The sequence below is a fragment of the Microbacterium proteolyticum genome (assembly GCF_014192415.1).
Taxonomy (GTDB): domain Bacteria; phylum Actinomycetota; class Actinomycetes; order Actinomycetales; family Microbacteriaceae; genus Microbacterium; species Microbacterium proteolyticum.
The window spans coordinates 43,070-57,392 of the sequence record NZ_JACHXY010000004.1 but is presented as its reverse complement, the minus strand read 5'-3'; the positions used below and the strand labels follow the sequence as shown (position 1 = coordinate 57,392).

Sequence of the window (14,323 nt, the reverse complement as noted above, 5' to 3'; positions counted from 1 at the left end):
AATTGGCATTTGACAAGTGCACGCTGTTGAGTTCTCAAGGAACGGACGCACCCACGAAAACAGTCTTCCGACCTACCCGTGAGGCAGTTCACGATTTGAATGCCACGTTCGACGCCCAGATCAACACGACATCACTCCTGAGAGGAGCGATCAAGCTGAAGGTTTGCGCCGAGTGGCAGATCCCAACTGTAGCCGAGCGAGCCGAGACTCTCAAGTGCTGGTGTTGGGGGCGGTTCGCTGCTTGAGAGGACGCGGGGCCTTTCGGCCGCTCCGCTCTCCCCTGTGGGGCGAACAAGTAATAACTTACGTGTGCCCGGCCCCCTCGGCGAATCCGCCCACATCCCGGGCGTGTCGCGCCACGGCAAGCCGGGGGTTCCGCGCCCGTGGCGGACGGGAGCACGTCTCGGGCGTCACACGAAGCGCTCGGGCCCTCCCCACCCACCTACCCATGCTTCGACATGCGGCTCGTCGCGGAGGGCGTGCACCCCGTCGACCGTCAGCGCCACCTCGTCGAAGCCGGCGGACGTCCCCCACCGGTGGGCACGATGGCGCGCACGCCGCGCATCCGCGCGTGCCAGGACGACGCCGTCGTCGTCGAGGAGGGTCATCGTTCCGACCGAGCCCTGCCCCAGTGAAGACAGCGCCGCTGAGAGGGGGGCGGCATCCTGAATCACCAGAGCCTGGTCGAGGCGGAGTGTCACCCGCGCGTCGAGCCCGGACCCCTCGGCGCCGACGCGCACGCGAGGGTCGGCACGCACGAGCGACTCCTCCTCGGGCGTCCGCACCACCACCGTCGCGAGGGGGAATGCCGCGAGCACGGAATCGACGCACACGAACTCCGCGGACGGCGTGAGTCCGTCGGGCAGGTGCACGACGAGATCGGGGGTGGCCGGCAGCAAGCCGCGTCCGCTGGACCCGGCTACGGGGATCTTCTGCGCGAGCAGCAAGGACTGCCGATTGCCCTCGCGGACGCGGTCGTCACCGGAGCGTCCCGCCCAGTCGGGACCGTCGTGCCAGGCCACGGCACGCGGAACATGAGCCAGCACGGCCCCGGCCTGCCATGCGCGGTGCGCCCACTCCCAGTCCTCCCCGCCGTAGGAGGAGAACGACTCGTCGAATCCGCCGATCTCTTCGAAGAAGGCGCGGGAGCACGCCGCGACGGCACTGATGACGTACCGGTAGGAGCGGTCGTCGGCGTGCAGGAGGTTGTCGCTGCCGGCGTAGGCGTCGCGGAGCCAGGCGGGTTCGGCCAGCTCGCGGGCGGGACCGGCATCGGCGACCGGGGTCCCGGCATCCAGCCCGGTCAGGTCGGCGTGGCGGCGACGGCCGACCGTGACCGCCTCGGGAAGGAGGGCGGGGAGGCGGGTCAGCTGACGCACGTACTCCGGCTCCGGTGTGGTGTCGGCGTCGAGGAAGCACAGGACGTCGCCCGTGGCCGCGGCGGCACCGAGGTTTCGGGCGGCGGCGGCCCGGAACCCGCGGTCCTCCTGACGGAGGAGCCGGATGCCGGGCGGGACGACCGGCTCCGTCGGAGAGCCGTCGTCGGCGACGATGATCTCGAGGCGCTCGGCCGGGTGGTCCTGGCGCTGCAGCGCGGCGAGCGTCCGCGCGAGCTGCTCGGGCTGGTCGTAGTGCGTCACGATGACGGTGACCCGCGGAGGATCCGGCTGCCGGTCGGCGACGAGATCCCATCGGTTGCCCGGAACCCACGGCATCCGAGCACTCTCCCCCGCCGCGTCCGCGCTCACCGGAAGACCTCCGCCCACCAACGCCGATAGGCGTGCGCCGCGTCAGCCCTCCCGAACGGCACGGGATCGAGGCCGTGCCAGGTGCGCGCCGCCTCGATGCGGGAGATCGCCACTTCGGCGGCGAGGTCTTCGGGCTCGACCACGCGCAGTGCGCCTGGGCGCAGCTCGACCATCTCGTCGATGTAGCGATTGCGCACGGCGAGGGGCCGGCGGCCCCAGCCGATCCACGACGTCAGCGAGCCGGACGCCGACACGTGCCGGTGGGCGATCACGGGAACGGCGACGCGGCGCGCCCGCGCGAGCATCTCGGCGTCGTCGAGCCATCCCGTCACCTCGACGTCGACGCCCGCGGCGGACGCGCGACGGACGAACGCGTCGAGGTCTTCGGCGTGCCCGTCGGACGCGCGTCCCAGCACCGTCAGGCGGGTCATCCCCGCCGAAACCGTCGCGGCCAGCGCCTCGTCATGCCCCTTGCCGGGATAGAAGTACCCGAGGACGCCGACCGCATCGTCGCCGGCGATGAGCGCCGACGGCTCGGCCGTCTCGACGGGGAGGGGAACGATCGCGACGGGGCCCTTCCAGACACCCTCTTCGCGGAGGAGCTCCCGTTCGTGAGCGCTGTTCACAGCCACCCCGCGCGCGGCCTCCGCGACCGACCGGTAGAACGCGCGGCGGCGGGGGCGATTGCGCTCACCGTCCGACGCCTGGGGAACGTCGTGGAAAGTCACCGACAGCGGATGGCGACCGGCGAGATCGACGACGACACGCGTCGCCTGTTCGGGCGAGGCCCCCCACAACCGGTCGGTGACGTGGGCGTGCACGGGCGTGCCCGGGGGAACGGCGGCGAGGGCGTCGGCGGTACTCAGCCGCGCCGCCGGCTGCTGCTCCCGCACCGCGGTCGCGATCTCGCGGGCGTACGCGGCGACACCGTGCGGCCCCGGATGCACCAGGAGCACGGGCGGGGCGGCATCCGGAATCGAGGAGGCCGTCACGACGCGGCCGCCCACGTGCGGAGGAGGGGTGCCATGCGGGCCACGACGGCGGCGAGCAGCTCGGGACGTTCGGCGTAGTACGCCAGATGCGCTTCGCGAACGGTCTCGGCCGGGAGCGTGTCGCCGGCGACCGTCCAGTCGGGGCGGGGCGCGGCATCCAGGCTCCAGGCGTCGACGACCCACCGCTCCAACGGCGCGCGGACGCCCGCGAGGATCGGACGACCGGGATCGACGACGCGACCGGGCGCACCGAGCGCGGCGACGAGACGCTCACCGAGCGGGAGGAACAGGGCGTTCCCGGGGTGGTTGACGGTGCGGGCGAGGTCGTCGACGACCGGGGCGAAGAGATCGGATGCCACGACGTCGAGACCGAGAGCCTCGCGGCGACGCAGCTCGGCAACGGACGCGTCGGCGATCGCGCGCACCGCAGCCGGTGGCAGTTCCGCAGCAACGGGCGTGCCCGCGGCCTCGGCCACGATGCGGACGTCGTGGTAGGCGACCAGGGGCGGATCCTCGGGGAACGCGGGCAGACGCAGCACCGCCTGGAACGGGTGCAGACCCGCGAAGCGGACGGCGGGAACCGTCACCAGCCGGGCCGCCGGGGGAAGCGATGCGCGCAACTGCGTCGTGCCCAAGGGGAGATCGCGGTAGTCGTCGCGGATGGGCTGGGCGACGAGGAAGGAGGCCTCGGAGAGGAGGGTGTGCAGGCGCTCCGCGTCGGTCGCGGTGAGCTCGTGCACCGCGGGGACGCGGATCGCGGGAAGGGCGTCGGATGAGATGACCAACCGAAGTGATTCCGCCTGGCAATTGCCCACGACCAGGCCGAAATTCTCCGGCAAGGGCGCCTCGCCGAAGAATTCGCCGTAGTGGCGCCGCCTCGCTATCACCGCGTCGCCGTGGTCCGCAAGGCTCTGCAGCCGCGCCGTCTCACCACCCATGATGTGAAGGTATCCGTCGGTGTCATCGTCGTCCCAACCGCCCCGTTGCATTGCGATGTGCCTGGCGATGCGGTACGCGCACGCCACGCCACATCACTGCACGAGGAGAAGAGAGATCGTCGCCACCACCCTCCCGCCGGTTCGCATAGCCGCCGTCCCCTCGGCCCACCCCTACGTCTCCGCCATCACCGACCCCGGTCGCGTGACGGTGCTCGCCGATCCGCCGCCTCCGGGCGCCCCGGCCGGCCAGTGGTGGCCGCCGCAGGTTCTGCTGCCGGACTGGCTCGAGGCGCACGCCGACGAGTTCGACCTGGTCCACGTGCACTTCGGGATCGAGTCCTACTCTCCGGACGAGCTGCGGGCGACGGTTGCGGCCCTTCACCGTCTGGAGCGCCCCCTCGTCTACACGGTGCACGACCTCGAGAACCCCCAGCTCGCATCGCAGGAGGACCACCGAGCATCGCTGGCCGTCCTCGCCGCCGGAGCCGATGCGCTGATCGCCTTGACCGACACCGCGGGCGCCGCGGTGCGGAACATCGCCCGTCGTCCGGTCACCGTCATCGCCCACCCCACGCTGCTCGGCGGCGCACGGCGTCCCACCGGGAACGTCCACGACACCGTGCGCGTGGGCGTGCACCTGCGCGATCTGCGACCCAACATCGACGGCGTCGGAACGACCGCCACCCTCGTCCACGCCGTCGCCGACCTGCGGGCGCAGGGTGCGCGCGTCGAAGCCGTGGTGCGGATGAACGAACGGGTCCGCGACGCGGAGGCCGCGGCATCCATCGACCTTCTCGCCGAGCGGGCCGACGGCGTCACCGTCGAGCGCGAAAGCCGCCTCGACGACGACGCTCTGGCCGCCTGGCTCGCCGACCTCGACGCGTGCGTGCTCCCCTACCGCCACGGCACGCAGTCGGGGTGGGCGGAGCTCTGCTACGACCTCGCCGTGCCCATCGTCAGTACCCCCATCGGGCACATCGCCGCCCAGCACCCCGCCGACTTCCACGCGTTCGACGGGGGCGACCCGGTCTCGCTCGCCCGGGCGATCATGGATGCCACGGGGCGGGCGTCATCGCCTCCGGGTTCGCCGGCCCGCGCCGCCGAGGTGGAGCTCCGACGCGCGGAGCGCCGCGCGGAACTCGAGCGCGTGCGGGCGGCGCACGTCGCCGTATATCGCTGTGCCCTCGCGGCGGAGGTCGCCGCGTGATCCGCGGGACGCGTCCGCTGCGGGTGCTCGTCGTCGCCCCGTCGCGCTACCCCCTGCGCCAGCCGCACGCCGGCGGTCTCGAGGCCTGCGTGTGGGACCGCGTCCGATGGTTGCGCGCCCGGGGACACGAGGTGTCGCTGTGCGCCGCCGAAGGGTCGGACTTCCTCGGTGACGTGGCCGAGTTCCGGCTGCCCGTCCCCGAATGGACGCGCCCGGAGCACTCTTCGGACACGGAGTACCCGGAGGGGTACGCCGCCGCCGTCGACGCCGCTTACGACGCCGCCCTCGACCGTCTCATCGCCGACCGCCATCTGTACGACGTCGTCGACAACCACAGCCTGAACCCCGCCCCCATCCGGTGGAGCCGCACGGCCGACATCCCCGTCGTCACGACCCTTCACACCCCGCCGCTCGAGCCGATGCTGGAGGCGGCGGCGGAGGTGGTGGACAGCCCGCACCGCTTCGTCGCGGTGAGCCAGGCCACGGCCCGCGCGTGGTCGATCGAGGGTGTCGACGCCTTCGTCTTCCCCAACGGCATCGACACCGACCAGTGGACGCGCGGCGAAGGTGGCACCTCGTGGGTGTGGTCGGGTCGCGTGGTGCCCGAAAAGGCCCCTCACCTGGCCATCGAGGCCGCCCGCTCGGCCGGCGCGCACATCGTGCTCGCGGGGCGGATCGGCGACGTCGACTACTTCGAGCAGGAGATCGTGCCCCGTCTCGGCGCCCACGCGCGCTACGTCGGGCCGCTTCACCAACCGGACCTCTGCCGACTGGTGGGGTCGTCGGCCGTTGCGCTCGTCACGCCCATGTGGGACGAACCCTTCGGCCTCGTCATCGCCGAAGCGCTCGCCACCGGCACCCCCGTCGCCGCCTTCGACATCGGCGGGGTGTCGGAAGTGCTCGCGGGGATGCCCGGCTCGGCGACGGTCATGCCGGGCGACGTCGTCGCCCTCGGACAGGCCGCGGCCCGGCTCGCCGCGGAGGGCGCGCGCGAACCCCTCACCCGCGTCTGGACGCGTCGGGCGGCCGTGCGTCAGCACTCCCTCGCGCACCGCTACCGCGAGGTCGAGCGCGTGCTCGCGTACACCGCCCAGCCCGTCGCCGCGCGACGCGTGCCGGCGGTGTCGTGGTGATCGGCTGGTACGTCCACCACCACGGCTTCGGCCACGTCTCACGGTTCCTGGCCGTGCAGCCGCATCTGCGCACACCGGTCATCGCGTTCTCGTCGATGCCCCGACCCGCCGAGCTCGCGTCCGACGTCGAGTGGGTGGTGCTGCCCCCGGATGTCGAGCCGTTCGAGGCGCCCGACGGCCGGCGGATGGACCCTCGCGACGCCGACCCGACAGCCCGCGGCCACCTGCACTGGGCGCCGCACGGTCACCCCGGGCATCGGGAGCGTCTCGCGACGATCGCCGCGACCGCCGCATCCCGTGGCCTGGTGACCTTCGTCGTCGACGTCAGCGCCGAGGTGGTGGCGTTCGCGCGGCTGCTCGGCCTGCGGACGGTCGCGGTCACGCAGCCCGGCGCGCGGACGGACGCCCCGCACGCCCTCTCGTACGGTCTGGCCGACCGGATCGTCGCCCCGTGGCCGGAAGGCGCCGTGCCCACTCCGGGACTGTCCGACCACGGCGAGCGCGTCGCCTGGACGGGCGGGATCTCGCGCTTCGACGCGCGAGCGGTGCCCGGCTTCGTCGACGAGCGACGAGTGCTGCTCCTCGGCCGCGTGCTCCCCGCCGAGGTCCGTGACGAGAGCGTCCGCCGCCTGAGCGAGCGGGGCTGGAAGGTCACGTCCGTCGGGCACGACGACGCCTCGCGCGTCGACGATCCCTGGCCCCTGCTGACGCGCAGCACGGTGGTCGTCAGCGCCGCCGGGCAGAACAGCGTCGCCGACCTCGCGGCATCCGGTGCCCGAGCCGTCGTGATCGGACAGGACCGCCCCTTCGACGAGCAGCGAGCGACCGCCGAGGCCCTCGAAGCGTGGGGTCTGGCGCGGCGGGCCGACGGTGACATCTCCGCCACGGAGGTGGTCGACCTCGTCGAGCGGGCGGCGGGAGACGCCCCGGACTGGGCCCGGTGGCGAGTCGACGGCGCCGCCGCGCGGATGGCTGCCGTCATCGAGGAGACACGGCCGTGAAGACCGCCGTCATCACCGTCGCATCGCTCGCGCGCCGCGAGCATCTGGACCGCCAGCGGCGCGTGCTCGCCGAGGTGGCAGGGGACATCGTGCGCGTGGAGGCGTGGCTCGACGAGACGCCGCCCGACGGCATCAGGGATGCCGACACCCTCACGCTGCGCGTGCCTCCCGGGCCGTCCGGCCTGCGGGTGGGCGAGGGACGCAACCGCGCGGCGGAGGTCGCGATGAAGGCGGGCGCGGATCTGCTGGTGTTCCTCGACGTGGACTGCCTGCCCGGGCCCGACCTGCTCTCCGCGTATCGCGCCGCGGCCGCCGCCCACCCGGACGCGTTGCTCGCGGGCGCGGTGACCTACCTGGCCAGCGTCCAGCGCCCAGAACGCGCCGATGATCTGCCTCTGCTCACCCGCCCGCACCGGGCACGGCCGGCGCTCCCCACCGGGACGACGAGACCGGCGACGGCCGCGGAGTACGACCTGTTCTGGTCGCTGTCGTTCTCCGTGACGCCTGCCACGTGGCACCGCATCGGGGGCTTCCACCCCGGATACGAGGGCTACGGCGCCGAGGACACCGACCTCGCCTGGACCGCTCGCGCGCGGGATGTCGAGCTGCGCTGGGTGGGCGGTGCGGAAGCCTACCATCAGTGGCATCCGGTGTCCTCTCCTCCGTGGCAGCACCTCGACGACATCCTGCGCAACGGCGCCGCTTTCCACGAACGGTGGGGCGTGTGGCCCATGGGCGGGTGGCTCGACGCGTTCGCCGCGGCCGGGGCGATCGAGCGCCGGGGCGCGGGCTGGGCGCGGGTGCGCTGAGGCGCGGCAGACGACACCGGTCGAGCGTCCAAGACACGCCGGACCTCCGCCAACCGAGCGGCGTGTCTTGGACACTCGACCCCGCTTCTCGCGGCGGTCACGGGCACGCGAGAGCCCCGGCGCACACGGCACCGGGGCTCTCGGGGCGGGCGGCGGGTCAGGCGCGACGGAGCCAGACCGTCGTCTCACCGGGGAGGGCGTCGCCCTCGAGCGCGGTGCTCGACAGCAGGACCTCTCCGGCGGGGAGCGCGGCCGGCTCCGTGCCGAAGTTCGTCACGACGGTCCACCCGTTCGGTCGCGCGAAAGCCACCACATCGTCGCGGTCGGTGTCGACCCACTGCAGCTGCTCGTCGGTCTGCAGCTCGTGCCGCAGGTCGAGCGCCCGGCGGTACAGCGTCAGCGTCGACGCCGGGTCGCCGTCCAGGCGGTCGACGGCGTACGCGCCGAACCACTCCGGCTGCGGCAAGTGCGCACCGCTCGCACCGAAGCCGAACGCGGCGCCCTCGGCGCTCCACGGCAGGGGCACACGGCATCCGTCACGACCGACATCGATTCCGGGGCTGCGGAAGAACGTCGGGTCCTGTCGCTGGTCGTCGGGGATCTCGGCGACCTCGTGCAAGCCCAGCTCTTCGCCCTGGTACAGGTATGCCGAGCCGGGCAGGCCCAGCACGAACAGTGCCGCCGCACGGGCCCGACGCTCCCCGCGCGCCTCGTCGAGCACCGGAGTCCGACCGCCGGAGAGCAACCATTCGTTGCCGTGCTTGCGCGTGGGTCGCCCGTCGTCGGCGCGCTCGGCATCCGGGAGACCGTACCGCGTCGCGTGACGTACGACGTCGTGGTTGGAGAGCACCCACGTCGTCGATGAGCCGGACTGCGCGGCGAGCACCAGATTGTCGGCCACGATGCGGCGGAACTGGCCCGCGTCGAAGTCGGCCTCGAGGAGGTCGAAGTTGAACGCCTGTCCCAGGCTCTCGATGCTCGCGTAGAGCGGGACGCGCGAGGGATGCACCCACGCCTCGGCGACGGCCGTGCGCGGCGGATCGTAGGAGTTGAACACCGCGCGCCACTCGGCGTAGACCTCGTGGACGTCGTCACGGTCGATGAGGGGGTGGTTGCCGTCCTGCGGCATCGCGTCGAGCTCCGCCTGCGAAGGCAGCGGCTCGCTCAGGTCTTTCGTGAGCATGTGCGCGACGTCGATGCGGAATCCATCGACGCCCCGGTCGCTCCAGAAGCGCAGGGTCTTGACGAAGTCGGCGCGCACTTCGGGGTTGGTCCAGTCGAGGTCGGGCTGCGACACGTCGAAGTTGTGGAAGTACCACTGGCCGTCCTCGACACGCTCCCAGCCCGCTCCGCCGAACACCGACACCCAGTCGGTGGGCGGCTCGGCGCCGTCGGGTCCCTTGCCCTCGCGGAAGATGTAGCGCCCGCGGGCCGCGGAGCCGCGACCGGCGGCCAGCGCCTCCTGGAACCAGGCGTGCTTGTCGGAGGTGTGGTTGGGCACGATGTCGACGACGACACGGATGCCGTGAGCGTGCAGTTGCGCGATCAACTCGTCCATGTCTGCCAGGGTCCCCAGCCGCGGATCGACGTCGCGGTAGTCGGCGACGTCGTAGCCGCCGTCTGCCAGATCGGAGGGGTAGAAGGGGCTGAGCCAGATGGCATCCACCCCCAGCTCCGCCAAGTACGGCACGCGCGAGGTGATCCCGCGGATGTCGCCCAGGCCGTCGCCGTCGGTGTCGGCGAAGCTGCGGGGGTACACCTGGTACACCACGGCCTGGCGCCACCAGTCGGGGGCTGCGGTCAGTTCGCGGGTCTGCACGGAGGGTGCGGCGGTGGTCACGTGTGTTCCTTTCGAGGGGGTGGTTACTCAGCCCTTGATGGCGCCCTGCGTGACACCGGCCATCACCCATCGCTGGGTGAAGAGGTAGGCGACGATCGCGGGGGCCATGGCCATGAGGTAGGAGGCGAAGGCGACGTTGTAGTTGTTGCTGAACTGCGTCTGGAAGAGGTTCTGCCGCACCGGAAGGGTCTGCAGAGCCGGGTCGCTGATGATGAGCGAGGGCATCATGAAGTCGTTCCACGCGTACAGGAAGGCGAAGATGCCGACCGTCGCGCTCATCGGAGCCAGCAACGGGAAGATCAGCTGCCAGAAGGTCTGCCAGGTGGTCGCTCCGTCGATGCGCGCGCTCTCTTCGAGTTCGAGCGGGATCGAGCGCAGGAAGGCCGTGAACAACAGCACGCTGAAGCTCAACTGGAACATCGTGGCCAGGATGATCACGCCCGCGGGGTTGTCGAGACCCACCCGCCCGGTCAGCTGGATCTGCGGCAGGGCCACCACGGGGAACGGGATGAACATGGCCGCGAGCAGGTAGAAGAACGAGTAGCGGAAGAGCTTGCGATCCCAGTTGCGAGCGATCGCGTACGAGGCGAACGCCGCGAGGATGATCGTCGCGGCCACCGTGCCGGCGGTGACCAGCAGCGAGATCGCCAGGCCCACGGGGAATCTCGTCAGCGTCCACGCCTGGACGAACCCGTCGAAGCTGATCGGCGAGGGGAACGAGAATGCGTTGCCGTCGACGACCTGGGTGCCGCTCTTGAGCGCCATCGAGACGGTGACGTACAGCGGCAGGAGCACCGTGAGGGAGCACAGCACCAGGATGGTCGTCGTCGACCAGTTGATGCGTTCCATGCCGACGCGACGCACGCGTCGGCGCGACGGGCCGTCGCCACGGCCCTTGGTGCCCTGGCGGTCGGGGACGGCGAGTTCGGCCTGCTCGAAGGCGAGCGCGGGCTGGTTGAGAGCGGTCATGACAGGGTGTTCCTTCCCCGGGTGAGGGAGAGCTGGAGGAGCGAGATGACGACGGCGACGATGAAGAACAGCGCCGCGTTCGCCATCTGATAGGCGTAGTCGCCGCCGTTGAAGCCGAGGATGATCGACATCGCGACGCTGCGGGTCGCGGTGCCGGGGCCTCCGCCGGTGAGGCCCACGATGATGTCGTAAGCGTTCAGGAAGCCCTTGAAGCCCAGGATGATGTTGATGACGACGTACCCGGCCACGAGCGGCAGGGTGATGCGCAGCAGCTGCTGGGTCTTGCTCGCACCGTCGAGGCCGGCGGCCTCGTAGACGTCTCCGGGGACCGACAACAGACCCGCGATGTAGATGAGCAACGTGCCGGGGATCGCCTGCCACGCGGTGACGATGACGATCGCGACCCAGGCGAGATCGGGATTGGCCAGCAGGCTCGTCTCGAGCCACGGGATGCCGAGCGACGCTCCGGCCTCGGGCACGGAATTGCTGAAGAGGAAGTTGAAGACGTAGGCGATGATGATGCCCGAGATCACCATCGGGATGACGAAGACCGTGCGCAGCGCCTTCTTGAACCGGATCTGGGAAGTCAGACCCACCGCCAGCAGGAACGCCGCGACGTTGACGACGACGACCGTCGCGACCGAGAAGCCGAACGTGAACAGGTAGGCCTGCAGGATCGCCGGGTCGCTGAAGATCGCGATGTAGTTCGTCAGGCCGGTGAAGTTCCACTCGCCGAGACCGATGGAGTCGGTGAAGCTGAAGAAGATGCCGATGACCCCGGGCACGGTGATGGCCAGGGTGAACAGCGCGAGCGTCGGCAGCAGGAACAGGTAGTAGATCGGCTCCACGCGGCGGGTGCTGCGACGCGCGGCCGCCTTCCCGCCCGTGACGATCGTGGTCGTGGTGCTCATCGCGCGTCCTCCTCGACGGCTGCGTCGGTGGTCGAGGCGGGCGGCTGGCGGAAGGCGAGCCGCGACCAGTCCTCGTCCATGGTGCGCAGCGTGCCCTCGGGCGAGGCGCCGAAGATCATCGCCTGCGCGTAGTTGAAGGTGGGGATCGTCTTGGGCACGAGCACCGAGGCGCCCTGGTAGATGCGCCCCTCGTCGTAGTAGGGGATCATCCCGGCGACGCGGGGGTCGCTCGGCGACGGCGCGTCCTTCGTCGGCGCGAAGCCGAGCTGCGATTCGTTGTAGGCCTCGATGATCTCGGGCGTGTACAGGTACTCGAGGAAGTCGCGGGCGGCGTCTTTGTGCCGGGAGGCCTCGGGGATGATCGCTGCGAGGTCCATGTTCACGCGCACCGCGAGGTCGTCGGGGTCGTCGGTCATGGGCAGCGGGAAGGTCCCCACGGGCAGATCGGGCGCGGTCTTCGCGATTTCGCCGAGCGCCCAGGGACCCTGCAGGTACATCGCGGCCTCACCCTGGGCGAACGCGAGGTTGCCGTCACCGTAGGCCCGACTCTCGGCATCCGGGTTCGTGTAGTCCTGTGCGAGCTCGAGCATGCGATCCATCGGCTCGCTGAAGTCTTTGGCGAACGAGACCTGCGACTCGGGCCCCACTTCGGCGCCCTCCGCGGCGAGGCCGTCGAAGAAGTCGAGCACGTCGAGCGAGCCCCCGATGGAGTAGTCGTACCAGCCCTGCGCGACGGTCCAGTCGTCTTTGAACGTGCCGTAGAACGGTGTGACGCCGTTGGCCTTCAGGGTGTCGGAGACCTGGAGGAGCTCGTCGTAGGTCGTGGGGACGGAGAGTCCCAGCTGCTCGAAGATCTGCTTGTTGTAGATCACCGACGCGGCCATCACCGAGTACGGCAGCGCACTCGTACGCCCCTCGCACGAGCCGTACTGGTCGAGCAGCGGCTGCAGATCTTCGCGCACGGTGCCCGCCGCCTCGGTGCCACTGAGGTCGCTCAGCGCGCAACGCTGCACGAAGCGGGCGACCTCGTAGTTGTAGTTCGCCAACATGATGTCGGGCGGATTGCCGCGCACGAAGCTCGCCGAGACCACGTCGACGCCCGAGCTGTCCATCTCGACGCGCACGCGGTCTTGCGATGCGTTGTACTGCGCGACGACGTCGTTCATGAACGACAGCGCCTCGCGCTTGCTGAAGGTGAAGCGGATGGTCTCGCGCCCATCGGTCGAGCACCCGGCGAGCATCGCAGCCCCCAGCACCCCTACCGTGGTCGCCGCGACCCATCGTCGCCCCGCCCTGATCTTCGTCGACACCTGCTGCCTCCTCCGCCGCACTGCGAATATGTTGTATCGGCCAGTAAATCTACTCGCCAAATCAATGTCGTGCAGGCAGTATTGCATCGGAAGCGAAAGGGGTCAAGAGTGACGATGGATGCCACCACGACGACGCCTTCGCTGCGCCGCCACAACCTCGACGCGGTACTCGGCCACGCGTGGGATGCCGAGGCGTTCACCGCCAGCGACGTGATCGCAACGGTGGGTCTGACCCGATCGACGGCGATCGACGTGCTCGACGAGCTCTCCGCCCGCGGACTCCTCGCCGAGATGCCGAACGCCCGCGCGGTCGGCGAGTACTCCAAGGGCCGCCCTGCTCGCCGCTTCGCATTCCGCCCGCACGCCGGGGTCGTGGTCGGCGTCGACGCCGGTCGCGGACACCTCTCCGCGTCGGTGGCCGACCTGCGTGGCCGCACCCTCGGCACCTCGCGCCTGACCGTCGACCCCGAGCTCGACTCCCCCGAGAGGCGCCGACGTGCCGCGGAAGCGACGGTGGACGCCGCTCTCACCCGCGCACGACGCGCGCGCGGCGAGATCGTCGCACTGTGCGTCGGGGTACCCGCCCCCGTGAACAGGGCGGGCCGGTCGCCCGTGCACCACGATGGGTTCTGGGCCCGCATGAATCCGGAGTTCGTCGATACCTTCGCCGCCTGGGCTCCGCTTGTGCGCGTCGAGAACGACGCCACCCTCGCCGCCGTCGCCGAACATTCGCACGGCGCCGCCGTGGGCTGCGACGACTTCGTCGCGCTACTGGCCGGCGAGCGATTCGGCGCCGGCATCAGCGTCGACGGACGTCTCCTCCGCGGCACGCACGGCGGAGCCGGCGAAACGGTCGCCTTCGACCGCGTCGAGGGCGTCGGAAGCGCCTGGGGGCTCGCACCGCGATGCGTCGATGCGGCGCGCGCCGCTCTGGCATCCGGTTCGCTGCCGTCCGACAGCGCGCTTCGCGATCTCGACCCGGAGACCATCGAGGCCAAGACCGTGCTGGATCTGGCGGCGGCGGGCGACGCCGGAGCCCTTGCGGTCGCGCGCGAGGTCGGTCGGGCGCTCGCGGGGGTCGCGGCGGTGTTCGGCAGCCTGTTCGACGTGGAGCGCGTCATCGTGTCGGGCGCGATCGCCGCGGGTGCGGGGCCGATCATCGCGGCCGCGATCGAGGCGATCCCCGACTCGTTGCACCTGCCGCCGCCGCGGATCATCGCCTCGACGCTCGGGCCCGACATCGTCTCGATCGGGGCTGTGGCCGCCGCGGTCGAAGCCGCGCGCACGCGCGCCCTGGATCTCGCCGCCTTCGCCCTGTCGGACGACTGGGCGCGGTCGTGAACGTCTTCCCACGGACACCGAGCCGGGCGAGTGTCCAGGAAACGCCGCGCCGACGAGAGGGGGGCCGCGTGTCCGGGACGCTCGACGAGCGGCGGGACGGCGTCAGCGGGCCGGCGCGGAGGCG

The 14,323-nt window shown here is 71.2% G+C and carries 12 protein-coding genes; 5 read left to right on the top strand and 7 right to left on the bottom strand.

The genetic code is table 11. The annotated features are described in order from the left end of the window. Positions 1 to 410: 410 nt before the first annotated feature. The 3 genes from FHS07_RS15740 to FHS07_RS15730 are packed head-to-tail and all read right to left on the bottom strand — an operon-like array spanning position 411 to position 3,678. On the bottom strand, positions 411 to 1,715 hold the full coding sequence (locus tag FHS07_RS15740; protein ID WP_183420864.1) for a glycosyltransferase family 2 protein: 1,305 nt from the start codon (positions 1,713 to 1,715) through the stop codon (positions 411 to 413). A 29-nt stretch (positions 1,716 to 1,744) separates the two neighbouring features. Continuing rightward, the gene (locus FHS07_RS15735; RefSeq protein WP_183420863.1) at positions 1,745 to 2,740 is read right to left on the bottom strand and encodes a glycosyltransferase family protein; all 996 of its coding nucleotides are present in this window, start codon (positions 2,738 to 2,740) and stop codon (positions 1,745 to 1,747) included. Further along, positions 2,737 to 3,678, bottom strand: coding sequence for a WcbI family polysaccharide biosynthesis putative acetyltransferase (locus FHS07_RS15730; RefSeq protein WP_246383705.1), 942 nt, complete (start codon positions 3,676 to 3,678; stop codon positions 2,737 to 2,739). Before FHS07_RS15730 ends, FHS07_RS15735 begins: the two co-directional genes overlap by 4 nt. A 67-nt stretch (positions 3,679 to 3,745) precedes the next feature. On the opposite strand from FHS07_RS15730, the gene FHS07_RS15725 reads away from it, so the two are divergent. From FHS07_RS15725 to FHS07_RS15710, 4 genes are read left to right on the top strand one after another with little or no spacing between them, the layout of a single operon-like run. Further along, a complete protein-coding gene (locus FHS07_RS15725) occupies positions 3,746 to 4,885 on the top strand; it encodes a glycosyltransferase (protein ID WP_183420861.1) in 1,140 nt (379 codons plus the stop codon). Then, entirely contained in the window at positions 4,882 to 6,018 is a 1,137-nt protein-coding gene (locus FHS07_RS16865) for a glycosyltransferase (protein WP_183420860.1), read from the top strand. The genes FHS07_RS15725 and FHS07_RS16865 overlap by 4 nt, the downstream gene beginning before the upstream one ends. Next, positions 6,012 to 7,019: a hypothetical protein gene (locus FHS07_RS15715; protein WP_183420859.1), complete on the top strand. Its 1,008-nt coding sequence runs from the start codon at positions 6,012 to 6,014 to the stop codon at positions 7,017 to 7,019. The genes FHS07_RS16865 and FHS07_RS15715 overlap by 7 nt, the downstream gene beginning before the upstream one ends. Continuing rightward, positions 7,016 to 7,828 (top strand): galactosyltransferase-related protein, encoded by an 813-nt coding sequence (locus FHS07_RS15710; RefSeq protein WP_183420858.1) that lies wholly within the window; start codon positions 7,016 to 7,018, stop codon positions 7,826 to 7,828. The genes FHS07_RS15715 and FHS07_RS15710 overlap by 4 nt, the downstream gene beginning before the upstream one ends. Before the next feature lie 157 nt (positions 7,829 to 7,985). Here FHS07_RS15710 and FHS07_RS15705 read toward each other — a convergent pair whose 3' ends face one another. From FHS07_RS15705 to FHS07_RS15690, 4 genes are all read right to left on the bottom strand, one after another. Next, positions 7,986 to 9,668, bottom strand: a complete 1,683-nt coding sequence (locus FHS07_RS15705) for an alpha-amylase family glycosyl hydrolase (RefSeq protein ID WP_183420857.1) — start codon at positions 9,666 to 9,668, stop codon at positions 7,986 to 7,988. A 27-nt stretch (positions 9,669 to 9,695) separates the two neighbouring features. Then, positions 9,696 to 10,517: a carbohydrate ABC transporter permease gene (locus FHS07_RS15700; protein WP_183420868.1), complete on the bottom strand. Its 822-nt coding sequence runs from the start codon at positions 10,515 to 10,517 to the stop codon at positions 9,696 to 9,698. A 116-nt stretch (positions 10,518 to 10,633) separates the two neighbouring features. After that, entirely contained in the window at positions 10,634 to 11,548 is a 915-nt protein-coding gene (locus FHS07_RS15695; protein ID WP_183420856.1) for a carbohydrate ABC transporter permease, read from the bottom strand. Next, positions 11,545 to 12,858, bottom strand: a complete 1,314-nt coding sequence (locus FHS07_RS15690) for an extracellular solute-binding protein (RefSeq protein ID WP_183420855.1) — start codon at positions 12,856 to 12,858, stop codon at positions 11,545 to 11,547. The genes FHS07_RS15695 and FHS07_RS15690 overlap by 4 nt, the downstream gene beginning before the upstream one ends. 114 nt (positions 12,859 to 12,972) lie before the next feature. Between FHS07_RS15690 and FHS07_RS15685 the strand changes: the two genes are divergently transcribed. After that, positions 12,973 to 14,199 (top strand): ROK family protein, encoded by a 1,227-nt coding sequence (locus FHS07_RS15685; RefSeq protein ID WP_183420854.1) that lies wholly within the window; start codon positions 12,973 to 12,975, stop codon positions 14,197 to 14,199. Positions 14,200 to 14,323 lie beyond the last annotated feature (124 nt).